Source organism: Streptomyces coelicoflavus, assembly GCF_003112555.1.
GTDB lineage: Bacteria > Actinomycetota > Actinomycetes > Streptomycetales > Streptomycetaceae > Streptomyces > Streptomyces coelicoflavus.
Window position 1 is genome coordinate 224,395 of sequence record NZ_BEWB01000002.1, and the last position, 23,153, is coordinate 247,547.

At 72.9% G+C, this 23,153-nt stretch carries 18 protein-coding genes; 8 read left to right on the forward strand and 10 right to left on the reverse strand.

Annotated elements, in window-relative coordinates; translation table 11 throughout:
- Positions 1-92: 92 nt before the first annotated feature.
- From Sco07f_RS01300 to Sco07f_RS01310, 3 genes are all read left to right on the forward strand, one after another.
- Positions 93-3,842, forward strand: coding sequence for an ABC transporter ATP-binding protein (locus tag Sco07f_RS01300; protein ID WP_054100287.1), 3,750 nt, complete (start codon positions 93-95; stop codon positions 3,840-3,842).
- Positions 3,843-3,943: 101 nt separating this feature from the next.
- Complete coding sequence (locus Sco07f_RS01305; protein ID WP_007449773.1) at positions 3,944-4,336, forward strand: hypothetical protein; 393 nt, start codon at positions 3,944-3,946, stop codon at positions 4,334-4,336.
- Positions 4,337-4,399: 63 nt separating this feature from the next.
- Entirely contained in the window at positions 4,400-5,824 is a 1,425-nt protein-coding gene (locus Sco07f_RS01310; RefSeq protein WP_087790878.1) for a S28 family serine protease, read from the forward strand.
- Between the two features lie 42 nt (positions 5,825-5,866).
- Here the strand turns inward: Sco07f_RS01310 and Sco07f_RS01315 are convergent, their stop codons facing one another.
- The 3 genes from Sco07f_RS01315 to Sco07f_RS01325 all read right to left on the reverse strand — a co-directional run bounded on the left by Sco07f_RS01315 (position 5,867) and on the right by Sco07f_RS01325 (position 9,586).
- A complete protein-coding gene (locus Sco07f_RS01315; RefSeq protein ID WP_167467983.1) occupies positions 5,867-6,514 on the reverse strand; it encodes a hypothetical protein in 648 nt (215 codons plus the stop codon).
- Between the two features lie 131 nt (positions 6,515-6,645).
- Positions 6,646-8,493, reverse strand: a complete 1,848-nt coding sequence (locus Sco07f_RS01320) for a glycoside hydrolase family 3 protein (RefSeq protein WP_054100290.1) — start codon at positions 8,491-8,493, stop codon at positions 6,646-6,648.
- Positions 8,494-8,644: 151 nt separating this feature from the next.
- Positions 8,645-9,586 carry a LysR family transcriptional regulator gene (locus Sco07f_RS01325; protein WP_108986704.1) on the reverse strand — a complete coding sequence of 314 codons (942 nt, stop codon included), beginning with the start codon at positions 9,584-9,586 and terminating at the stop codon, positions 8,645-8,647.
- 108 nt (positions 9,587-9,694) lie between these two features.
- On the opposite strand from Sco07f_RS01325, the gene Sco07f_RS01330 reads away from it, so the two are divergent.
- Together Sco07f_RS01330 and Sco07f_RS01335 are read left to right on the forward strand one after the other, a co-directional pair.
- Entirely contained in the window at positions 9,695-10,636 is a 942-nt protein-coding gene (locus Sco07f_RS01330; RefSeq protein ID WP_007449747.1) for an EamA family transporter, read from the forward strand.
- On the forward strand, positions 10,633-11,316 hold the full coding sequence (locus Sco07f_RS01335; RefSeq protein ID WP_007449745.1) for a GNAT family N-acetyltransferase: 684 nt from the start codon (positions 10,633-10,635) through the stop codon (positions 11,314-11,316). The genes Sco07f_RS01330 and Sco07f_RS01335 overlap by 4 nt, the downstream gene beginning before the upstream one ends.
- Here Sco07f_RS01335 and Sco07f_RS01340 read toward each other — a convergent pair.
- The gene (locus Sco07f_RS01340; protein ID WP_167467984.1) at positions 11,300-12,100 is read right to left on the reverse strand and encodes a sugar phosphate isomerase/epimerase family protein; all 801 of its coding nucleotides are present in this window, start codon (positions 12,098-12,100) and stop codon (positions 11,300-11,302) included. The genes Sco07f_RS01335 and Sco07f_RS01340 overlap by 17 nt on opposite strands.
- 402 nt (positions 12,101-12,502) lie before the next feature.
- Positions 12,503-13,549, reverse strand: a complete 1,047-nt coding sequence (locus Sco07f_RS01345; protein WP_007449757.1) for a LacI family DNA-binding transcriptional regulator — start codon at positions 13,547-13,549, stop codon at positions 12,503-12,505.
- Positions 13,550-13,766: 217 nt separating this feature from the next.
- Here Sco07f_RS01345 and Sco07f_RS01350 point away from each other — a divergent pair, with 217 nt between their 5' ends.
- The 3 genes from Sco07f_RS01350 to Sco07f_RS01360 are packed head-to-tail and all read left to right on the forward strand — an operon-like array spanning position 13,767 to position 16,959.
- The gene (locus Sco07f_RS01350; protein WP_167467985.1) at positions 13,767-14,918 is read left to right on the forward strand and encodes a Gfo/Idh/MocA family protein; all 1,152 of its coding nucleotides are present in this window, start codon (positions 13,767-13,769) and stop codon (positions 14,916-14,918) included.
- Positions 14,915-16,084, forward strand: a complete 1,170-nt coding sequence (locus Sco07f_RS01355) for a dihydrodipicolinate synthase family protein (RefSeq protein ID WP_108986705.1) — start codon at positions 14,915-14,917, stop codon at positions 16,082-16,084. The genes Sco07f_RS01350 and Sco07f_RS01355 overlap by 4 nt, the downstream gene beginning before the upstream one ends.
- A 47-nt stretch (positions 16,085-16,131) precedes the next feature.
- Positions 16,132-16,959: a sugar phosphate isomerase/epimerase family protein gene (locus Sco07f_RS01360; protein WP_108987062.1), complete on the forward strand. Its 828-nt coding sequence runs from the start codon at positions 16,132-16,134 to the stop codon at positions 16,957-16,959.
- Positions 16,960-17,132: 173 nt separating this feature from the next.
- On the opposite strand, the gene rbsD is transcribed toward Sco07f_RS01360, so the two are convergent.
- The 5 genes from rbsD to Sco07f_RS01385 all read right to left on the reverse strand — a co-directional run bounded on the left by rbsD (position 17,133) and on the right by Sco07f_RS01385 (position 23,096).
- Complete coding sequence (rbsD, locus tag Sco07f_RS01365) at positions 17,133-17,522, reverse strand: D-ribose pyranase (protein WP_007449755.1); 390 nt, start codon at positions 17,520-17,522, stop codon at positions 17,133-17,135.
- Entirely contained in the window at positions 17,519-18,424 is a 906-nt protein-coding gene (locus Sco07f_RS01370) for a ribokinase (RefSeq protein WP_007449753.1), read from the reverse strand. The genes rbsD and Sco07f_RS01370 overlap by 4 nt, the downstream gene beginning before the upstream one ends.
- Before the next feature lie 79 nt (positions 18,425-18,503).
- A complete protein-coding gene (locus Sco07f_RS01375) occupies positions 18,504-20,462 on the reverse strand; it encodes an ABC transporter permease/substrate-binding protein (protein WP_108986706.1) in 1,959 nt (652 codons plus the stop codon).
- Positions 20,452-22,023 (reverse strand): sugar ABC transporter ATP-binding protein, encoded by a 1,572-nt coding sequence (locus Sco07f_RS01380; protein ID WP_108986707.1) that lies wholly within the window; start codon positions 22,021-22,023, stop codon positions 20,452-20,454. Before Sco07f_RS01380 ends, Sco07f_RS01375 begins: the two co-directional genes overlap by 11 nt.
- On the reverse strand, positions 22,020-23,096 hold the full coding sequence (locus tag Sco07f_RS01385) for a LacI family DNA-binding transcriptional regulator (RefSeq protein WP_108986708.1): 1,077 nt from the start codon (positions 23,094-23,096) through the stop codon (positions 22,020-22,022). The genes Sco07f_RS01380 and Sco07f_RS01385 overlap by 4 nt, the downstream gene beginning before the upstream one ends.
- Positions 23,097-23,153: the final 57 nt, after the last annotated feature.

A 23,153-nucleotide genomic window follows, 5' to 3' on the forward strand; every position in this document is an offset into this window, starting at 1 on the left:
CCGATCGTCGCGGCGGGATGAAATCCCCGCTCGCCCGTGTTGGTGCCTTCCGGTAGATCAGGTGAGCAGGACGACCGACCGGAGGGCACGGCGTGGACGCGCAACGGGGCTGGGTGCGACGACTGGCGGGGTACGCCTGGCGGTATCCCAAGGACGTCGTTCTCGCCCTGGGGGCCTCGCTGGGCGGCATGGCCGTCATGGCCTTCGTCCCGTTGATCACCAAGGTGATCATCGACGACGTCATCGGCGACAAGACCCGGGACATGGCCGTCTGGGCCGGGCTCCTGATCGGCGCCGCGGTCGTCGTCTACGCCCTGACCTACATCCGCCGCTACTACGGCGGCCGCCTCGCCCTCGACGTCCAGCACGACCTGCGTACCGACATGTACGGGACGATCACGCGGCTCGACGGCAGACGCCAGGACGAGTTGTCCACGGGCCAGGTGGTCGGGCGGGCGACCAGCGACCTCCAGCTGATCCAGGGCCTGCTCTTCATGCTCCCGATGACCATCGGGAACGTGCTGCTCTTCCTGATCTCCCTCGTGATCATGGCGTGGCTGTCCCTGCCGCTCACCCTGGTCGCGCTGGCCGTCGCCCCCGCCCTGTGGTTCATCGCCCGCCGCAGCCGCACCCGGCTGCACCCCGCCACCTGGTACGCGCAGGCGCAGGCCGCCGCCGTCGCCGGGGTGGTCGACGGCTCGGTGAGCGGCGTCCGCGTGGTGAAGGGCTTCGGGCAGGAGGAGCAGGAGACCGGGAAGCTCAGGGAGGTCGGACGCAAGCTCTTCGCCGGGCGGCTGCGCACCATCAAGCTGAACGCCACCTACACCCCGGCCCTCCAGTCCGTCCCCGCCCTCGGCCAGGTCGCCATGCTCGCCCTCGGCGGCTGGCTGGCCGTCCGCGGGCACATCACCCTCGGCACCTTCGTCGCCTTCTCCACCTACCTCGCCCAGCTGGTCGGCCCGGTCCGGATGCTCGCCATGGTGCTCACCGTCGGCCAGCAGGCCCGCGCCGGCACCGAACGCGTCCTGGAGCTGATCGACACCGAGCCGTCCCTCGAGGACGGCACGAAGACCCTCCCGGCCGACGCGCCCGCGACCGTCGAGTTCGACGACGTCGCCTTCGGCTACGACACGGGCGACGGGGAGCCGCGGCCCGTCCTGGACGGGCTCTCCTTCGAGATCCGCGCCGGTGAGACCCTCGCCGTCGTCGGCTCCTCCGGCTCCGGCAAGTCCACCGTCTCGCTGCTCCTGCCGCGCTTCTACGACGTCACGCGCGGCGCCGTCCTCGTCGGCGGCCACGACGTGCGCGAACTGACCCTCGACTCGCTGCGGGCCGCCGTCGGCCTGGTGCCCGAGGACTCCTTCCTCTTCTCCGACACCGTCCGCGCCAACATCGCCTACGGCCGCCCGGACGCCACCGACGAGGAGGTCGAGGCCGCCGCGCGGGCCGCCCAGGCCCACGGGTTCATCACGGAGCTGCCCGACGGCTACGGCACGACCGTCGGCGAGCACGGCCTCACCCTCTCCGGCGGCCAGCGCCAGCGCGTCGCGCTCGCCCGGGCGATCCTCACCGACCCCCGGCTGCTGGTCCTCGACGACGCCACCTCCGCCGTGGACGCCCGGGTGGAGCACGAGATCCACGAGGCCCTGAAGCAGGTCATGCGGGGCCGCACCACGCTCCTCATCGCCCACCGCCGCTCCACCCTGGGCCTCGCCGACCGCATCGCCGTCCTCGACCGGGGCCGCCTCGCGGACCTCGGCACCCACGAGGAGCTCCAGGAGCGCTCCGCCCTCTACCGGCGCCTGCTCACCGACCCGGACGAGCTGGGCGGCGTCTCGCCCGGCCACACCCGCCCTGCCGAGAAGGCGGAGGACCCCGCCGACACCTCCGTACGGGACGAGCTGGACGCCGAGTTCGACGCCGAGCGCGGAGTCACGCCCCGGCTGTGGACCGGCGACCGCGCGCCCAAGGACACCGCCCTCGCCGGCACCCCGGCCACCCCGGAGCTGCTCGCCCAGGTCGACGCGCTGCCCCCGGCGAACGGCACCCCGGACATCGACGAGCAGCAGGCGGTACGCCCCGAGTCGTCGTACGGCCTGCGGCGTCTGCTGCTCGGCTTCCGCACGCCGCTGCTGATCAGCCTCGCCCTGGTGGCCGTGGACGCGGGCATGGGCCTGCTGCTGCCGGTGCTGATCCGCAACGGCATCGACGACGGCGTCACCCAGGTCGCCCTCGGCGCGGTCTGGGCGTCCTCGCTGCTCGGCCTGCTCGCCGTACTCGCCCAGTGGGCGGCGCAGACCGGCGAGATCCGCATGACCGGGCGGACCGGCGAGCGGATCCTGTACTCGCTCCGCCTGAAGATCTTCGCCCAGCTCCAGCGGCTCGGCCTCGACTACTACGAGCGGGAGCTGACCGGCCGGATCATGACCCGGATGACGACGGACGTGGACGCGCTGTCCACGTTCCTCCAGACCGGACTCGTCACCGCCTTCGTCTCGGTCGTCACCTTCTTCGGCATCATGGTCGCCCTGCTGGTGATCGACGTCGAACTCGCCCTGATCGTCTTCGCGACCCTGCCGCCGCTGATCATCGCCACGTACTTCTTCCGCAAGGCCAGCGTGAAGGCCTACGAACTCGCCCGCGAGCGCGTGTCCACGGTCAACGCCGACCTCCAGGAGTCGGTGGCGGGCCTCAGGATCGTGCAGGCCTTCCGGCGCGAGCGGGACGGCGGGCGGCGGTTCGCCGAGCGCAGCGACAGCTACCGGCAGGCCCGCATCCGCGGACAGTGGCTGATCTCGGTCTACTTCCCGTTCGTGCAGCTGCTGTCGTCGGCCGCCGCCGCGGCGGTGCTGGTCGTGGGCGGCGCGCGGATCGACGACGCGACCCTGACGACCGGCGCGCTGGTGGCGTACCTGCTCTACATCGACCTGTTCTTCGCACCGGTCCAGCAGCTCTCCCAGGTCTTCGACGGCTACCAGCAGGCGTCCGTCTCGCTGGGCCGCATCCAGGAACTGCTGCGCGAGCCCACCTCGACGCGGGCCGCCGAGAAGCCGTCCGAGGTCACCGGCCTGCGCGGCGAGATCGCCTTCGAGGACGTGCACTTCCGGTACGCAGGTGCCGACGAGGGGGAGGCGGCCCTCACCGGCATCGACCTGCGCATCCCGGCCGGGCAGACCGTCGCCTTCGTCGGCGAGACCGGCGCGGGCAAGTCGACCCTGGTGAAGCTGGTGGCCCGGTTCTACGACCCGACCGACGGCCGGGTCACCGTCGACGGGCAGGACCTGCGCGCCCTCGACCTCACCTCCTACCGGCACCGCCTCGGCGTCGTCCCGCAGGAGGCGTACCTCTTCCCCGGCACCGTCCGGGACGCCATCGCCTACGGCCGTCCGGACGCCACCGACGCCCAGGTGGAGGCGGCGGCGCGGGCGGTCGGCGCGCACGAGATGATCGCGACGCTCACCGGCGGCTACCTCCACGAGGTCGCCGAGCGGGGCCGCAACCTCTCCGCCGGGCAGCGGCAGCTGATCGCGCTGGCCCGCGCCGAGCTGGTCGACCCGGACGTCCTGCTCCTCGACGAGGCCACGGCGGCCCTGGACCTGGCCACCGAGGCGCAGGTCAACCAGGCCACCGACCGCATCGCGGGACGCCGTACGACACTCGTCGTGGCGCACCGGCTGACCACGGCGGCCCGCGCGGACCGGGTCGTCGTCATGGACGGCGGGCGGGTCGCCGAGGACGGCACGCACGACGAACTGCTGGCCCTCGACGGACGGTACGCGCGGCTGTGGCGGACCTTCGTCGGCGCGTCCGAACCGGAGGAGCCGGTCGGCGCGACCCGCTGACGCGAGCGACGCGCCGAACCGCTCGCGCAACCGTGCGACACCCGTCGTGCGTCCGTACACGCGTACGTCGTCAGTCATCGCCCGATGGGGAGGGGACCGCAGTGGACCGCGCCGGTGTGACAACCCGTCGTCGGCTGGCGCTCGGCACGGCCGTGCTGAGCGCGGCCGCGCTGCTCGCCGTCGGGCTGCCGCAGGAGGCGCTGGCCGCCACCGGGTGCCCCGGCCGCAAGGTGCGCACCCTCCACTTCGCCACCGGGTCCGTCCTCGTCCACCAGCGGGGCGGCCAGGTGTGCGCCGTCACCGTCCCCAAGAAGCCCGGGACGAAGCGGCAGATGTCCGTGAGCGTGCAGGCCCGGGGCGGCCGGGCGGTCGTGGACTCGGGCCGGTTCGCCTACCGGGCCGGGCCGGTGACCGTGCACGCCGGGAAGCGCTGCGTGCGGGTGACCGGCAAGGTGTCCAGGAGCTCCGTCGGCTCCGGCTGGATCCTCTGCTGACTCTGGTGCCGCGGGAGTTGCTCCGATAGCTTCCGGCGGACATCAGTTTCACAGGGAGGGTGCATGCGCAAGGCGCTCAGATGGCTGCTGGCGCTCGTGGTGCTCATAGGCACCGTCAGCACGGCGGGCGCGGCCACCGCCGCCGAGCCGAAGGCCGTCGACATCAAGGACCGGCTGCTGTCCATACCGGGCATGAGCCTGATCGAGGAGAAGCCGTACACCGGCTACCGCTTCTTCGTCCTCAACTACACCCAGCCGGTGGACCACCGGCACCCGTCCAAGGGCACGTTCCAGCAGCGGATCACCGTGCTGCACAAGGACGTGAACCGCCCGACGGTCTTCTACACCGGCGGCTACAACGTCTCCACGAACCCCAGCCGGCGCGAGCCGACCCAGATCGTGGACGGCAACCAGGTCTCCATGGAGTACCGCTACTTCACCCCGTCCCGGCCCGCCCCGGCCGACTGGTCCAAGCTGGACATCTGGCAGGCCGCCAGCGACCAGCACCGCATCTTCAAGGCCCTGAAGCCCCTCTACTCGGAGAACTGGATCTCCACCGGCGGCTCCAAGGGCGGCATGACCGCCACCTACTACGAGCGCTTCTACCCGCGTGACATGGACGGCGTGGTCGCCTACGTCGCCCCCAACGACGTGGTGAACAGGGAGGACTCGGCGTACGACCGCTTCTTCGCCCGCGTCGGCACGGAGGAGTGCCGCGACAAGCTCAACGGCGTGCAGCGCGAGGCGCTGGTGCGCCGGGCGCCGCTGGAGGAGAAGTACGCGGCGTACGCGGCCGAGAACGGCTACACCTTCGACACCATCGGCAGCCTCGACCGCGCCTACGAGGCCGTCGTCCTGGACTACGTGTGGGGCTTCTGGCAGTACAGCACCCTCGCCGACTGCGCCGACATCCCGGCCGACGCGAAGAACGCCACCGACGAGGCCATCTGGGACTCCGTCGACACGATCTCCGGCTTCTCCGCCTACACCGACCAGGGCCTGGAGAGGTACACGCCGTACTACTACCAGGCGGGCACGCAGCTGGGCGCGCCGACGATCCACTTCCCGCACATCGAGAAGAAGTACATCCGCTACGGCTACCAGCCGCCGCGCAACTTCGTGCCCCGCTCGATCCCGATGAAGTTCGAGCCGTGGGCGATGCGGGACGTCGACACGTGGGTGCGGCACAACGCCCGGCACATGCTGTTCGTGTACGGCGAGAACGACCCGTGGGGCGCCGAGCCCTTCCGCGTCGGCCACGGCGCGCGTGACTCCTACGTCATGACCGCGCCCGGCATGAACCACGGGGCGAACGTGGCCGGCCTGGTCGACGGCCAGAAGGCCTTCGCCACCGCCCGCATCCTGGACTGGGCGGGCGTCGCCTCCGCCAAGGTGCAGGAGAACCCGTCGGCGGCCAAGCCGCTGGCGGCGTTCGACGCGAGGCTGGACAAGCGGGACGTCGAGCGCGAGCCGGCGCTGCGCCCGTAGCGGCGTCTCCTCCGGCACGGTGACGGTGCCCGGCCGCCGCTTTCACAGCGGCCGGGCACAGCCCACCGGGCGGTTGCCGCCGAGCCGGACGTACAGAGCGGTCGAGGCGGGGCAGTCCGCGCGGACGGCGACCGCCTCGACCACCTCGAACCGCGGTCCGCGGGTGTCCTCGCCGTCGCACGCGGCCTCGCGGACCCGGCCGCCGCCGATGTCGCGGACGCAGTCGCCGACGACGGTGCGCGGGCCGCCCCCGCCGCCCGGATCGCCGGGGTGCGGCGGCCGCAGCCTGCGCACGCAGGCGTAGCCCCGGGGCACGGCCCCGTCGCCGTCCTCGTCGCCGGACGGCCGGTGTTCGCTGATGTGCAGGACGAAGTCGGTGGTGCCGGGGCAGGGCGGTCCGTCGCGCGCGCGGCCGTCCTCCCGGGCCACCACCCGGGCCGCCGCCCGCTCGCTGTCGCAGGGCACCTCGGTGACGCCGACCGTGCCGGACGAGCTGCACTCGCCCACCGCCAGGAACACCGCCCCGTACCCCGACGGCCGGAGGTCGGCGGACGTCGCCCCCGGCCGCTGCCCGCCGGAGCCCTCGCCGGCCGCACCCGGCAGACCAGCGTGACAACCCGTCAGGGCCGGTCCCAGCAGCGCCGGCAGGGCGCACAGCATCCAGGCACCGGCAGCCCGTCGTCCACCCATCGCCGCCCCCCCCCGCGTTCCCCCGGTCCAGCGTGGCCCGCCGGGGCGGGCGCACGCCAGACGCGCGAAAGGGTGTGCGCAGGGGTGCCGGGGGCGCCCCCGGCGCGTGCCGCGGCCCGCGCCACGACGCGCTACGACCGGTAGGTCAGCCCGTGCCCGAGCGGAAGGAGCACCGTCTCCGGGTCGTCGGCGCGCACCACCGGCACCGGCAGCTTCCCGCGCGGCCGTACCCGCCCGGCGATCACGCGGGCCGCCGCGCGCACCTCCACGTCGGTCCAGGAGTAGGCGGCGAGGAAGGCGGGCACGCCGGGCAGCTGGGCGACGTCGTACGGGTTGCGGACGGCGACCGCGACGACCGGCTTCCCGGTCTCCAGCAGCCGTGTGACCAGGGTGCGCTGGCTGCTGCCCGCGGTCACGTTGTACGTGGCGACCACCACCGCGTCGGCGTCCCCGGCCGCCGCGACGGCGCGGTCGACGACGGCGGCGGAGGGCGCGGTGCCGGTGGACAGGGCGGTGGCCGTGAAGCCCAGCTCCGTCAGCGCGCCCGCCAGGACGCCGGTGGGCGGCCCGGTCGTGCCCGACGGCGAGGCCGGGTCGGCGCCCACGACCAGCAGCCTGCGGTGCTCGCGGCGCGACAGCGGCAGCAGCCGCCCCTCGTTGACCAGCAGCGTGGTGGTCCGCTCGGCGATCCGGTCGGCCGCGGCCAGGTGTCCCCGCGTGCCGACGGTCCGGTCGACGTCCCGGCCGCTGGTGTACGCGTCCCGGAACAGCCCCAGCTTCGCCTTCAGCCGCAGCACGCGCAGGATCGATTCGTCGAGCCGCGCCTCGGTCAGTTCGCCGTCCTTCACGGCCGTCAGTACGGCGTTCCAGGCGAGCGGCAGGTCCGGCGGGTTGAGCAGCTGGTCGACACCGGCCTTCAGCGCCAGCACCGGCACCCGCGCGTCGCCGTACTTGGTGCGCACGCCCTGCATGCCGAGGGAGTCGGTGACCACCACCCCGTCGAAGCCCAGCTCCTCGCGCAGGATGCCGGTGAGGATGGGGCGGGAGAGGGTGGCCGGGTCGCCGGAGTCGTCGAGCGCGGGGACCATCAGGTGGGCGGTCATGATGGCGTCGATGCCGGCCTCGATCGCCGCGCGGAAGGGCGGCGCGTCCAGCTTCTCCCACTGCTCGCGGCTGTGCGTGATGACCGGGAAGCCGGTGTGGCTGTCGGTGGCGGTGTCGCCGTGCCCGGGGAAGTGCTTGGCGCACGCGGCGACACCCGAGCGCTGGTACCCCGTCACCTCGGCGGCCACCAGCTCCGCCACCGCGTCCGGGTCGGCGCCGAAGGACCGCACGCCGATGACGGGGTTGGCCGGGTTGACGTTGACGTCGGCCACGGGGGAGTAGTCCTGGCGGATGCCCAGCGCGTTCAGCTCGGCGCCCGCGATCCGGCCGAGGGCACGGGCGTCGGAGCGCGACCCGCCCGCCCCGACGGCCATCGCGCCCGGGAAGAGGGTGGCCGGCTCGCCCACGCGGGCCACTATGCCGTGCTCCTGGTCCGTGGAGATCAGCACGGGCAGCCCGCGCGGCTGCTCCAGGGAGGCCTTCTGGATGCCGTTGGACAGGCCGGCGATCTGGTGCGGGTCGCGGGTGTTGTGCGCCCAGGCGAAGTAGATGATGCCGCCGACCCGGTACCTGGCGATCAGCTCGGCCGCGGTGCGGACGCCGATCTCCTTCAGGTTGGCGTCGATGTCCGCCTGGTCGGGGTCGGTGGCGGAGTGGCCGTAGACCCGCATGACGAAGAGCTGCCCGACCTTCTCCTCCAGCGTCATACGGGAGATGAGGCCGCGGAGCTTGTCGTCGTCGGGCCTGCGGGCGTCGGCGTACGCCGTGCCGCCCCCGGCCGCGAGGGCCGCGGTCACGACCGCGGTGGCGGTGAGGACGGTGCGTCTGGAGGGCTGTGCGGTGCTTCCCGGGCCGGCCGTGCTGGTGTGGTGCACGTGCGCTCCTTCCGGAGGGCTGCTGAAGGAAACTTCCAAGGAGTCACCAATATCCGGGAAGTTTCTGCCAGTCAAGGGACCGCACAGAGGCCAAGCGCTTGGAAGGCGCTTGCTCCGACCCGCCAGGGCAGGGTCGGTGACGGAACGTCGGTCAGGCGGAGCCGGCGGTCAGGGCCGGCGGCGTGCCGTGGGCCGAGACGCCCGGCCAGTGGGCCCGCAGCGTGCGGACCGTTTCCGCGATGGCCGGGCGGCGGGCCGCGCCCGTGCGCCACAGGGCGTACAGCCGCCGTACCGGCATCGGGTCGAGCGGCACCTCCACCACCCCCGCGGGCAGCGGGCCGCGCCCCAGCCGGGGGATGAGGGCGACGCCGAGACCGGCGGCGACCAGCGCGACGAGGGTCGGGTTCTCGTCCGCCTGGTGGACGATGTCCGGCTCGTGCCCGGCACCGCGCAGCGTCCGCAGCAGCCAGTCGTGGCACACCCGCCCGGGGGGCTGGCAGATCCACCGCTCCCCGCCCAACTCCTCGCGCCGTACGGCGCTCCGTCCCGCGAGGCGGTGCCCCTCGGGCACCAGCAGGTCGCACAGGTCCTCCCCGATCGGCGCCTGCTCCACCCCGGCCGGGGCGGGCAGCGGGGCGATGTCCCAGTCGTGCGCCACCACCAGGTCGACCGCCCCCTTGGCCACCAGGTCCACGGACAGGTGCGGGTCGACCTCGGTGAGCCGCGCGTCGAGACCGGGGTGGCGTGCCGCCAGGTCGGCCAGAACGGACGGCAGCAGACCGCGCGCCGCCGACGCGAACGCGGCGACGGCCAGCCGCCCCGACGGCACCCCGCGCCGCTCCTCGAGCCGGGTCTCCGCCCGCTCCACGATGGCCAGCAACTCGGCCGCGGTGACGACCAGTTGCCGGGCCTCGTCGGTGAGACGCACCCCGCGCCCCTCCCGCTCCAGGAGCACCGTCCTGGTCTCCCGCTCCAGCTTGGCGATCTGCTGCGACACGGCCGACGGCGTGAACCCGAGCGCGGCGGCGGCCGCACCGACCGTCCCGTGCACGGACACGGCGTGCAGGGCGCGCAGACGCTGGAGGTCGAGCATGACGGCTCCCGGGGAACGCGACGGAGGACCAATGAACAGCAATGCTTCATCCAACCATGCAGTAATCATCGCTGGTGCTACACGGTCCTCCCGGCCGATCCTCGACGCATGCGACCTTCCCACCTCCTCCTCGCCGTGCTCGTCGCCGCCGTCTGGGGCGTGAACTTCACGGTCATCGAGATCGGCCTCGGCCACTTCCCGCCGCTCCTCTTCTCCGCCCTGCGCTTCCTGGCCGCCGCGCTGCCCGCCGTCTTCCTGGTGGGCCGCCCGAAGGTGGCGTGGAAGTGGATCGTGGCGGTGGGGCTGGTCCTCGGCGTGGCCAAGTTCGGCCTGGTCTTCGTGGGCATGGACGCGGGCATGCCGGCCGGCCTGTCCTCCCTCGTCCTCCAGATCCAGGCGGTGTTCACCGCGGTGATCGCCGCCGCCGTCCTGCGGGAACGTCCCTCCCGCGTCCAGGCCCTGGGCATGCTGGTCGCGCTGGCCGGCATCGGCGTGGCGGCGATCGACGAGGGCGCCTCGGGACCGCTGGGCGCGTTCCTGATGGTGATCGGCGCCGCGGCGGCGTGGGGCGTGTCCAACGTCCTGACCCGCAAGGCGTCCCCGCCCGACGCGCTGAACTTCATGGTCTGGGTCTCCACCGTCCCCGTACTGCCCCTGCTGGCCCTCTCCCTGCTCACCGAGGGCCCCGCCGAGGACCTCGCCGCCCTGCGCGCCCTGGACTGGCAGGGGACGGGCACCATCCTCTTCGTCGCCTGGGTCTCGACCGTCTTCGGCTTCGGCGCCTGGGGCCGGCTGCTGCGCCGTCACCCCGCCTCGACGGTCGCGCCGTTCTCCCTCCTCGTCCCGGTCTTCGGCATGTCGTCGGCGGCGCTCTTCCTCGGCGAGTCGGTGACGCCCCTGCGCTGGTGCGCGGCGGCCCTGCTGGTGGGCGGGGTGGCGCTGACGACGCTCACTCCCGCCCGCCGGGGCCGCGCACGGGAGGCGACCGCCCCGGCCCGCCCGGAATTGGCTGGACGGCCCCCGGCCCGGGCTGAAGAATCCGTCGGGTGACATTCACACTGAAGGGCCCGGTCCTCGAAGGCACGCTGGTACGACTGGAGCCGCTGGGCCATCGGCACGCGGCCGACCTGGCGGTGGCGGGGGAGGAGGACCGCAGCACCTACGGCTTCACGACGGTGCCGAGGACCGACGAGGTCGCCGCCTACATCGACACCCAGCTGGCCAGGGCGGCCGCCGGACGGCTGGCGCCCTACGCGCAGGTGTCCCTCGCCACCGGCCGCGCGGTCGGCACCACCGCCTACTGGGAACCCCGCTCCTGGCTCACCGACGACACGCTCGACGCCATCGAGGTCGGCTTCACCTGGCTGACCCGTTCCGCCCAGGGCACGGGCGTCAACGCCGAGGCCAAGCTGCTCCTGTTCCGCCACGCCTTCGAGGTCTGGGGCGTCTCCCGCGTCGACCTCAAGACAGACGCCCGCAACCAGCGCTCCCGCGCCGCGATCGAGAAGACCGGCGCCCGCTTCGAGGGCGTCCTGCGCAACTGGTCCCGCTCCTGGGCGCCGGGCGAGGAAGGACGGCTGCGCGACTCCGCGATCTACTCGATCACGGCGGCGGAGTGGCCGGGGTGCCGGGAGCGGCTGGAGGAGAGGGTGCGGTCGGCGACGGTACGGTCCGCGCGGGTGGAGCCGTCGGCGGCGGTGGAGCCGTCCGCGCTCACGCCGCGTCCGTGAGCAGCCGGGCGAGGTGCTCGCGGCCCCGCCCCAGCAGCTCGGGCAGCGGGGCGGCGGACTCGTACCACCGCTTCTCGTACTCCCAGCACAGCCAGCCGTCCCAGCCGTGCCGCGACAGCACGTCCACCACCTCGGTGAGCGGCAGCACCCCGGCACCCAGCGCCAGCGGCGTGGTGTCCTCGGCGGAGGCGATGTCCTTGACCTGGACGTAGCCCAGGTGCGGGGAGAGCGCCGCGTACGACTCGAAGGGCTGCTCCCCGCCCAGCCAGGTGTGCATCACGTCCCACAGGGCGCCGGCCTGCCGGTGCCCGACCAGCCCGAGGACGCGCATCGCGTCGGCGCCCGTGCGGTGCGAGTCGTGGGTCTCCAGCAGGATGCGTACGCCGAGTTCGGCGGCGTACTCGGCGGCCGTGCCCAGCCGCCGCGCGGCCACCGCGTCCGCCTCCTCGGCGCCCTGCTCGGTGCCGCCGCCCGGGAAGACCCGGATGTACGGGGCGCCCAGGTCGCGGGCGAGGTCGAGCAGGCCGCGCATCTCGGCGATCACGGCGTCGTCGTCCCCGGGCGCGGCGACCCGCGCGTATCCCGCCACCCCCAGCGGTTCGACACCGGCCGCCGCGAACTGTGCGGCGACTGCGGCCCGTTCGTCCGGCCCGAGGCTCGGGTTGACCGGTTCCTCGGGGTGGGCGCGCAACTCGACCCCGTGGTAGCCGTGCGCGGTCGCCAGCCCCAGCACATCGGCCAGGGGCAGTCCGGGAACACCGAGAGTGGAGAACGCCAGCTTCATGCCCACGGAGCGTACCCGCGATCACTCGGTTTACGTGGGGACACGGACGGCACTTTCCGCGACGCCGGCCGGCGATCTCAGCTCGGTCGTCTGTGGACGTCGGCCGGCACTCTCGGCCCGGTCGTTTGTGGACGCGGGCCGGCATTCTCAGCCCGGTCGCTCATGGACGCCGGCCGGTGATCCCAGCCCGGTCGCTCATGGACGCGGGGCGGCATTCTCGGCCTGGTCGCCTGGGGACGTGGGCCGGTGCACCCAGCCCGGTCGCCCATAGACGCCGGCCGGCACTCTCAGCCCGTCCGGCGTTTGAGGACGAGGCCGTCCAGGCCGAAGCGGGGGCCTGGGGGCGGCAGCCCCCAGCAACGCCCACACCCACGCGGGTCACCGCGAAACCAACGGCCCGCGTCAACCCCGCGGCCGTCCGGAGGACCCCCGCACCATCAACTCCCCCCGCACCATGGCGATCCCCCCCACCGGCGCGTCCTCCCGCCCCATCGCGACCCGGCCCGCCCGCGCCCCCGCCTCCGCCAGCGGCAGCCGGACCGTCGTCAGCGCGGGCACCGCGTCGATGCTGAACGGCAGGTCGTCGAAGCCGGCCACGGACACGTCGTCCGGAATCCGCAGCCCCGAGTCGCGCAGCGCCGCGCACGCGCCCAGCGCGACGGTGTCGTTCGCGGCGACGACCGCGGTCAGCGTCGGGTCCCTGCGCAGCAGCTCCAGCGTGGCCTCGTACCCGGCCTGCCGGTCGTAGCGGCCGTGGACCGTCCAGCGGGGGTCCTCCTCGATGCCGTGCGCGGCCAGCGCCGTGCGGTGACCCTCCAGCCGGTGCCGCGTCGTGGTCCGTTCCTCCGGACCCGCGATGTAGCCGAGCCGCCGGTGTCCGAGCCCGATCAGGTGCTCGGTCAACTCCCGCCCGCCACCGCGGTTGTCGAAGGTGAGCGCGATCGCCCCGGTGTCCGGCGCCGGCGGCCGCCCACACAGCACCACGCGCGTCCCGGCCTCCGTGAGCTTGCGCAGCTTCGCCGCCACCGCCGCCTGGTGGACCGCGTCCTCCATCGCGCCGCCGGTCAGCACCACCGCCGCCGCCCGCTGCCGCTGGAGCAGCGTGAGGTAGGTCAGCTCGCGCTCCGGGGTGCCGCCGGTGTTGCAGACCACGGCGAGTCTCTCGCCGCCCGCTCTGCCGCCGGGGCCGCCGATCTCGGACTGGACGGCGCCGGCCATGATGCCGAAGAAGGGGTCGGCGATGTCGTTGACGAGGATGCCGACCAGGTCGGAGGTGGCCGCCGCCAGCGCGCTCGCGGGGCCGTTGAGCACGTAGTCCAGCTCGTCGACGGCCTTGAGCACCCGCTCCCGGGTGGAGGCGGCCACGGGGTAGTTGCCGTTCAGTACGCGCGACACCGTCGCGGGGGAGACCTGGGCGCGGGCCGCCACGTCCGCCAGTGTCACCGTCATGTCCTCGTCCTCCGCATCGCGCGTGTGAGTCGAACGCCGTCCCGGGTGACCTTACGGCCACCACCCGCCGTCGTTCGCCCCCTCGAACAACTCACCCGAACCGCGGTCTTGTCCAGACCACCGTTCACAGGCTAGCTTCGTTCTACATAGAAAGCGCTTGCTGTACGGCTCGAACTCGATCCGGGGCTCGCGGCACGGCTCGTACGAAGGGAATGACGTGACACGCAAGACGGTGCGTATCGCCATGAACGGTGTGACCGGACGCATGGGCTACCGCCAGCACCTGGTCCGCTCCATCCTGGCGCTGCGCGAACAGGGCGGCCTCGACCTCGGTGACGGCACCGTGCTGTGGCCGGAACCGGTCCTGGTCGGCCGCCGCGAGCACGCGCTGAGGGCGCTGGCGGAGCGGCACGGACTCGACCACGTCTCCACCGACCTGGACGCGGTCCTCGCCGACGACTCCATCGACATCTACTTCGACGCCCAGGTGACCTCGGCCCGCGAGGAGGCGATCAGGAAGGCGATCGCCGCGGGCAAGCACGTCTACACCGAGAAGCCGACGGCCACCGGCCTCGACGGCGCCCTGGAACTGGCCCGGCTGGCGAACGCGGCCGGCATCAAGCACGGCGTCGTCCAGGACAAGCTCTTCCTCCCCGGCCTGCTCAAGCTCAAGCGCCTGATCGACGGCGGCTTCTTCGGCCGGATCCTGTCCGTGCGCGGCGAGTTCGGCTACTGGGTCTTCGAGGGCGACTGGCAGGAGGCGCAGCGCCCGTCCTGGAACTACCGCGCGGAGGACGGCGGCGGCATCGTCGTCGACATGTTCCCGCACTGGGAGTACGTCCTGCACGAGCTGTTCGGCCGGGTGAAGTCCGTCCAGGCCCTCACCGCCACCCACGTCCCCGAGCGCTGGGACGAGAAGGGCAAGCCCTACGACGCCACCGCCGACGACGCCGCCTACGGCGTCTTCGAACTCGACGGCGGTGCGATCGCGCAGATCAACTCCTCCTGGGCGGTCCGCGTCCACCGCGACGAGCTGGTCGAGTTCCAGGTCGACGGCACCGAGGGCTCCGCCGTCGCGGGCCTGCGGGGCTGCCGCGTCCAGCACCGCTCTGCCACCCCCAAGCCGGTCTGGAACCCGGACATCCCCGCCACCGAGGCCTTCCGCGACCAGTGGCAGGAGGTCCCCGACAACGGCGACTTCGACAACGGCTTCAAGGCCCAGTGGAAGCTGTTCCTGCGCCACGTCTACGCCGACGCCCCCTACCACTGGGACCTGCTGGCCGGCGCCCGCGGCGTCCAGCTCGCCGAACTGGGCCTCAGGTCCTCCGCGGAGGGCCGCCGCCTCGACGTACCGGAGATCGGCCTGTGACCCTCCACCTGCCGAACCCCGACGGCACCCTGCGCACCTACGAGCCCCACCCGGAGCCGTTGCGCCGCACCATGCCGCTTCCGGGAAGCGCTTTCATCTCCCGTACGGTCTTCTCGGCCGCGCACGTCGTCGCCGACCCGTACGCCGACACCACCCCCGACGGGCCCGCCGCCGTCGACTGGGACGCCACCCTCGCCTTCCGCCGTCACCTGTGGTCCCACGGACTCGGCGTGGCCGAGGCGATGGACACCGCCCAGCGCGGCATGGGCCTGGACTGGCCCACGGCGGCCGAACTGATCCGCCGCTCCGCCGCCGAGGCGAAGGCGGCCGGCGGCCGCATCGCCTGCGGCGTGGGCACGGACCAGCTGACCGCGACGGCCACCCCCTCCCTCGCGGAGGTCCGGACGGCGTACGAGGAACAGCTCGCCGTCGTCGAGGAGTCGGGCGCCCAGGCCATCCTGATGGCCTCCCGCGCCCTGGCCGCGACGGCCAAGGGCCCGGACGACTACCTGGAGGTCTACGGCCACCTGCTGCGCCAGGCCGCCGAACCGGTGATCCTGCACTGGCTGGGCCCGATGTTCGACCCGGCCCTGGACGGCTACTGGGGCTCGTCCGACCTCGACACGGCGACGGACACCTTCCTTGAGGTCATCGCCGCCCACCCCGACAAGGTCGACGGCATCAAGGTCTCCCTCCTGGACGCCCAGCGCGAGATCGACCTCCGGCGCCGCCTCCCGCAGGGCGTGCGCTGCTACACCGGCGACGACTTCAACTACCCCGAGCTGATCGCGGGCGACGACCAGGGCTTCAGCCACGCCCTGCTCGGCATCTTCGACCCCCTGGGCCCGCTGGCCGCGGAGGCGGTCCGCCTTCTGGACACCGGGAACACGGAGGCCTTCCGCGGCCTCCTCGACCCCAGCGTGGAACTCTCCCGCCACCTCTTCCGGGCCCCCACCCGCTTCTACAAGACGGGCGTGGTCTTCCTGGCCTGGCTGTCCGGACACCAGAGCCACTTCACGATGGTCGGCGGCCTCCAGTCGGCCCGCTCCCTGCCGCACCTCGTCCACGCCTACGAACTCGCCGACGAACTCCTCCTGTTCCCGGACCCGCTGCTGGCCGAGGACCGCATGCGAACCCTGTTGAAACTGCACGGAGTGGACCAGTGAGCAACGACGACACGCAGCCCGGCCTGACCCGCTTCAGCATCAACCAGATGACGGTCAAGCAGCTCTCGCTGCCCGAACTGACCACGGCTTGCCGTGAACTGGGCATCGGCAACGTCGGTCTGTGGCGCGAACCGGTCCAGGCGTACGGCGTCGAGGCGGCGGCGAAGCTGGTCCGCGAGGCGGGCCTGGGGGTCACCACCCTGTGCCGGGGCGGTTTCCTCACCGCCGTCGACCCCGACGAGCGCGCGAAGGCGCTGGCCGACAACCGCCGTGCCGTCGACGAGGCCGCCGCCCTCGGCACCGACACCCTGGTCCTGGTCTCGGGCGGTCTCCCGCCGGGCACCAAGGACCTGCGCGCCGCCCGCGAACGCATCGCCGACGCCCTGGCGGAGCTGGGCCCCTACGCCGAACAGCACGGCGTACGCCTCGCCATCGAACCGCTCCACCCCATGTACGCCTCCGACCGCTGCGTGGTCTCCACCCTCACCCAGGCACTGGACCTCGCCGAACGCTTCCCGGCCCACCAGGTCGGCGTCACCGTCGACACGTACCACGTCTGGTGGGACGACCAGGCTCCGGCGCAGATCGCCCGGGCCGGCGCGGGCGGCCGCATCCACACCTTCCAGCTCGCCGACTGGACCACCCCCCTGCCCGAGGGCGTCCTCAACGGCCGCGGCCAGATCGGCGACGGCGCGATCGACATGCGGGAGTGGAAGGGGTACGTCGAGGCGGCCGGGTACACCGGCCCGATCGAGGTCGAACTGTTCAACGAGGGGCTGTGGGCGCGGGACGGGCGGGAGGTGCTGGCCGAGACGGCGGCCCGGTTCGCCGCGCACGCCGGGGACGGGGCGGGCGCCACAGGTCCCGAAAAGTAAATCCGGCGACCGTGCAACCCTTCCGGGGGTCCGTGGGTCGTACCTGGCATCGGAACTTCCGTGGGGGTACCCGGGGGGGAAATCCCGGAGTTCTGATGGGGAGGGGAAACCCGAGGGGGCCCGGTCGACGACCGGGCCCCCTCAAACTTCTCCCGCACTCACGAGCGGCGTCCTCAGAAGAAGACCCCGCACCGCAGCAGCACATTGGCGTACGGCCGGGCCTCCCCGGTGCGCACGATCAGCCGCGCGCCCGCCGACAGCTCCTTCAGCCGCTCGTGCGGGACGAGTTCGAGCGCCGGAAAGAGCCCGTCGAGCAGCGCGGCGCACTCCGCGTTGGCCTGCCGGACCTCCCGCGCCGCCGTCGCACCCTCGACGACCAGCTCGGCGAGCAGACCGTCCAGCACTTCCGCGAAGGCCGGCACCCCGGCCCGGAAGGCCAGGTCGACGACGCGCGGACCGTCCGGAACGGGCATGCCCACGTCGCACACCAGGACACCGTCCCCGTGGCCGAGTTCGGCGAGGGCGCCCGCCAGGTGCCGGTTGAGTATCCCCGCCTTCCTCACAGCGCCTCGGCCTCCGCCGCCGTCGGGTACGACTCCTGCGCCCCCGCCTTCGTGACCGCCGCCGCGCCCACCCGGGCCGCGTACGCCGCCGCGTCGGCGAGCGACTCGCCGGTGCCGAGCCGCCAGGCCAGCGCCGCGGTGAACGCGTCACCGGCGCCCGTGGTGTCCACGGCGTCCACCTTCACGGACGGCACCCGGACCACGCCGCCGGCCGCCGACGCGACCAGCGCGCCCTCGGCGCCCAGCGTCACGACCACCGAGCGCGGCCCCTTGGCCAGCAGGACACGGGCCCAGTCCTCGGGCCGCTCGCCGACGAGGGCGTCGCCGAGGATCACCTTCGCCTCGTGCTCGTTGACGATCAGCGGGTCGCACGCCGCCAGCACCTCCTGCGGAAGTGGCCGCGGCGGCGACGGGTTCAGCACGAACCGGCTGTCCGGCGCGAGGGAGCGGACCACCTCCACGACCGTCTCCAGCGGGATCTCCAACTGCGTGGAGACCACCCGGGAGGCGTGGAAGAGGCTGGCCGCGGCCCGGACGTCGCCCGGTGCGAGGCGGCCGTTGGCGCCCGGCGAGACCACGATGCTGTTGTCCCCGGACGGGTCCACGGTGATCAGCGCGACGCCGGTCGGGGCGCCGCCCACCAGCACGCCGACCGTGTCGACACCGGCCGCCCGCTGCGAGTCCAGCAGCAGCCGCCCGTAGTCGTCGTCGCCCACCCGGGCCAGCAGGGCCGTACGGGCACCGAGCCGGGCGGCGGCGACGGCCTGGTTGCCGCCCTTGCCGCCCGGGTGGACGGCCAGGTCGGAGCCGAGCACCGTCTCCCCGGCCCCCGGCCGCCGCTCGACACCGATCACCAGGTCGGCGTTGGCCGACCCGACGACCAGCAGGTCGTAGTCGTACATCAGTCGTTCTCCGATTCGAGTGGTTCCCACTGATTCCCGCTGATTCCCACTGGCTTCCGCCGGGTCCCGGGGGCCGGTCTCAGCCCTCGAAGCCGGCCACGTTCTCCTTGGTGACGACCTTCACGGGCACCTTCACCGTCTGCTCCACCTTCTTGTCCTCGGCCGCCCGCAGCGCGTTCTGTACGGCGATCCTGCCCAGTTCCTTCGGCTGCTGCGCGACGGACGCGTACAACGTGCCCGCCTCGACCGCCTTCAGCCCGACCGGCGTGCCGTCGAAACCGACGACCTGGACCGACTTTCCGGCCTTGGAACCCAGCGCCTTGATCGCGCCCAGCGCCATCTCGTCGTTCTCCGCGAAGACGCCGTCGATGTCGGGGTGCGCCTGGAGCAGGTTGGTCATCACGTCCAGGCCCTTGGTGCGGTCGAAGTCCGCGGGCTGCTTGGCGACGACCTTGATGCCCGGGTACTCCTTCAGCCCAACCGCGAAGCCCGCCCCGCGTTCCCGGCTGGCGGAGGTGCCGGCCTGGCCCTGGAGGATCACGAGGGTGCCCTTGCCGCCGAGCTTCTCGGCGAGCGCCTTGGCGCCCAGCTCACCGCCCTCGACGTTGTCGGAGGCGACCAGTGCGGACGTCTCCGCCTTGTTGACGCCGCGGTCCACGGCGATGACGGGGATGTCGTCCTTGTTCGCCGAGCGCACCGAGGGACCGGCCGCGTCGGAGTCCACGGGGTTGACGATGACCGCGGACAGGCTTCCGCTGACGAAGTTCTGCAGCTGGTTGGCCTGCTGGGAGGCGTCGTTCTGGGCGTCGGTGACCGTCAGGTCCACGCCCAGCTTCTTCGCCTCCTCCTCCGCGCCGTTCCTGATCTGCACGAAGAACGGGTTGTTGAGCGTGGACAGCGACAGCCCTATCTTCTGGGTCTTGCCGCCGGAGGAGCCGTTGTGCAGCAGCGAGGTCGCGCCGACGACGGCGACGGCCACGACCGCGGCGATCACGTACGTCAGCGCCTGCTTGCCCCGGTTGCCGCCGCCGGACGCCCCGGCGGCCGGAGTCGTCGCGCCCGCCTTGCGGCGCAGCGTGTCGAAGAGCACCGCCAGCGCGATGACGACACCGATGACGACCTGCTGCCAGAACGCGGAGACGGACAGCAGGTTGAGGCCGTTGCGCAGCACCGCGAGGATCAGCGCGCCGATCAGCGTGCCCGACGCCTTGCCGGTGCCGCCCGCCAGCGAGGCACCGCCGATGACGACGGCCGCGATGGCGTCCAGCTCGTAGCCCTGCGCGGCCTGGGGCTGCGCGGAGGCCAGCCGGGAGGCGAGCACGATGCCCGCGGCGGCGGCGAACAGGCCGGAGAAGGCGTAGATGGCGAGCTTCTGCCGCTTCACCCGCAGCCCGGACAACCGCGCGGCCTCCTCGTTGCCGCCGATGGCGTACATGGACCGGCCGATGTAGGTCCGTCCGAGCACGAACGCGGTGATCAGACCCATCACGATCATCACGAGCACCGGCACCGGCAGCCAGCCGCCGAGCGTGTCACCGAGGTGGGAGACCGAGTCCGGGAAGGCGATCGGCGAACCCTGCGAGATGACCAACGACAGACCGCGCCCCACGGAGAGCATGGCCAGCGTCGCGATGAACGGCGGCAGCTTCCCGTACGAGATGAGGAAACCGTTCACCAGACCGCAGGCGATGCCCGTGGCGACGGACAGCAGCACGGCGAGCGCGACCGGCATCCCGGCCTCGGTGGCGCTCCAGGCCAGCACGGTGGCCGACAGCGCGGCGACCGAACCGACCGACAGGTCGATGCCCGCCGAGACGATGACGAAGGTGACGCCGAACGCGAGGATCGCGGTGACGGCGGCCTGGACGCCGACGTTGAGGAGGTTGTCGGCGGTCAGGAAGTCCCCGGACAGCGCCGACATGGCGATGACGAGGACGATCAGCGCGGTCAGCGCGCCGTTGTCGAGCAGCAGGCGGCGCAGGCCGCCCGTGGCGCCGCCCTGCGCGCCCGGCTTGCTCTTGAGCGTGTCAGTGGCCACGGGAGGCCTCCGTTCCGTCCGTTCCGTCGGTGTGCGGTGAATCGCTGGTGTGCGGTGAGTCGCCGGTGTGCGTGCTGACGGCGAGCGCCATCACGGCGTCCTGGGTGGCCTCGTCGGCGGGGAGTTCGCCCGCGACGCGTCCCTGCGCCATGACGACGACGCGGTCGCTCATGCCGAGGACCTCCGGCAGATCGCTGGAGATCATGAGCACGGCGGCACCGGCGGCCGTCAGTTCGTTGATGAGCTGGTAGATCTCGACCTTGGCGCCGACGTCGATGCCGCGCGTCGGCTCGTCGAGGATCAGCACCTTGGTGTTGGCCAGCAGCCACTTGCCGATGACGACCTTCTGCTGGTTGCCGCCGGAGAGCGTGCGCACGTGCTGCCCGAGCCCGGCCATCCGCACGCCGAGCTGCCCGGCGATCCGCTCGGCCGCCGTGTGCTGCCCCTTGAGGTCGACGAGCCCGGCGCGGGCGGTGGACCGGAGCGTGACGAGCCCGAGGTTCTCCTCCACGGAGGCGTCGAGGACGAGCCCCTGCCCCTTGCGGTCCTCGGGCACCAGCCCGATCCCGGCCGCCATGGCGGCGTTCACGTCGTGCCGCCGCAGCGGCGCGCCCGCGACGTGCACGGTCCCGGCGTCGTACGGGTCGGCGCCGAACACCGCTCGCACCACCTCCGTACGCCCGGCCCCGACGAGGCCCGCGATGCCGACGACCTCACCGGCCCGCACCTCGAAGCCGACGTCGTGGAAGACCCCGTCCCTGGTCAGCCCCTCCACCTTGAGCAGCGCCTCACCGGCGTCGGTCCGCTCGCGCGGGTACTGCTGCTCGATCGACCGCCCCACCATGAGCCGGACCAGCTCGTCCTCCGGCGTGGAGGCGGGCACCTGCCCGACGCTCCGGCCGTCCCGGATGACGGTGACCCGGTCGCCGAGCGCGGCGATCTCCTCCAGGTGGTGGGTGATGAAGACGATCCCGACGCCGTCCTCGCGCAGCCGCCGCACGATGGCGAACAGCTTCTCGACCTCCTCGGAGGTCAGGACGGCGGTCGGCTCGTCCATGATGAGCACGCGCGCGTTCAGGCTGAGCGCCTTGGCGATCTCGACCATCTGGAGCCGGGCGATGCCGAGTTCACGCACCCGCGCACGCGGGGAGACCTTGACCCCCACCCGCTCGAGCAGCACCTCGGCGTCGGCGTTCATCCTCTTCCGGTCGATCATGCCGAGCCGGCGGGGCTGACGGCCCAGGAAGATGTTCTCGGCGACCGTGAGGTCGGGCACGAGGTTGAACTCCTGGTAGATCGTGGCGATCCCGAGGCGCTCGGAGTCCTGCGCACCGTGGATGCGCACCTCCTCGCCACCGGCCAGGATCCGCCCGGCGTCGGGCGTGTAGGCGCCGGAGAGCATCTTGATGAGGGTGCTCTTGCCCGCGCCGTTCTCACCGAGGAGCACGTGCACCTCGCCCCGGCGCAGGTCGAAGTCGACGCTGTCGAGCGCGACCACGCCGGGGAAGGTCTTGCGGATGCCCTCGATGCGCAGCAACTCGTCCGGACTGCGGCTGCTCACGGCGTACTCCTTCGTACGGGGGAGGGGGACGGGGGGTGTTCTGCGGGGTGTTCACCGGGTTGTTCGGCGGAGCCGGCGGGCGGCGGTTCGCCGCACGAGCGGCGCACGACGAGCCGCGCCGGCAGGGCGACGGACTCGCCGGCCCGCCCCGCGATCCGCTCGACCAGGGCGCGTACGGCGGCCCGTCCGAGGTCGCGGGTGGGCTGGGCGATCGCGGTGACCGGCGGATCGGTGTGCACGAACCAGGGGATGTCGTCGAACGCGGCGAGCCCGATGTCCTCGGGGACCCGCAGCCCCCGTGCCCGTACGGCGTCCAGCGCGCCGAGCGCCATCAGGTTGTCGGCGGCGAAGACGACCTCGGGCGGCTCGGGCAGGTCGAGGAAGCCCTCGGTGACCCGGCGTCCGCTGCCGGCCTGGAAGTCGCCCTGGCCGATGTAGGCGTCGGGGAGGGGAAGCCCGTACGCGGCGAGCGCCTCGCGGAAGGCGTCGACGCGCTCGCGTCCGGTGGTCGTGGCGGCGGGCCCGGCGATGATCGCGAGCCGGCGGTGCCCGAGCCCGTGCAGGTGAGCGACGAGGTCCCGGACGGCCGCCCGCCCGTCCGACCTGACGACCGGCACGTCCACGCCGGGGATCCACCGGTCGACGAAGACCATCGGCGTCCCGGCCCGCGCGGCGTCCAGCATGCGCGGGGAGCCGCCGTCGGTGGGGGAGACGAGGAGCCCGTCGATCCGCCGGTCGAGCAGCGTGGTGACGTGGTGGTCCTGGAGGTCGGGGCGCTCGTCGGCGTTGCCGATGATGACGCTGTAGCCGAGCGCGCGGGCCTCCTCCTCGACGGAACGGGCCAGCTCGGTGAAGTACGGGTTCATGACGTCGCTGATGACCAGGCCGAGGGTGCGGGTCTGGTCGGTGCGCAGCGACCGGGCGACGGCGTTCGGACGGTAGCCCAGCGTGTCGACGGCGGCCAGCACGCGCGCGCGGGCGGCGGGGCTGACCGACGGGTGGCCGTTGAGCGCCCGCGAGACCGTGGCGACGGACACGCCTGCCTCGGCGGCAACGTCCTTGATGCTCGCCATCGTCGTTCCACCTCCTCGTGGAATCGATTACACGGAGGATTGGAAACGATTACACGA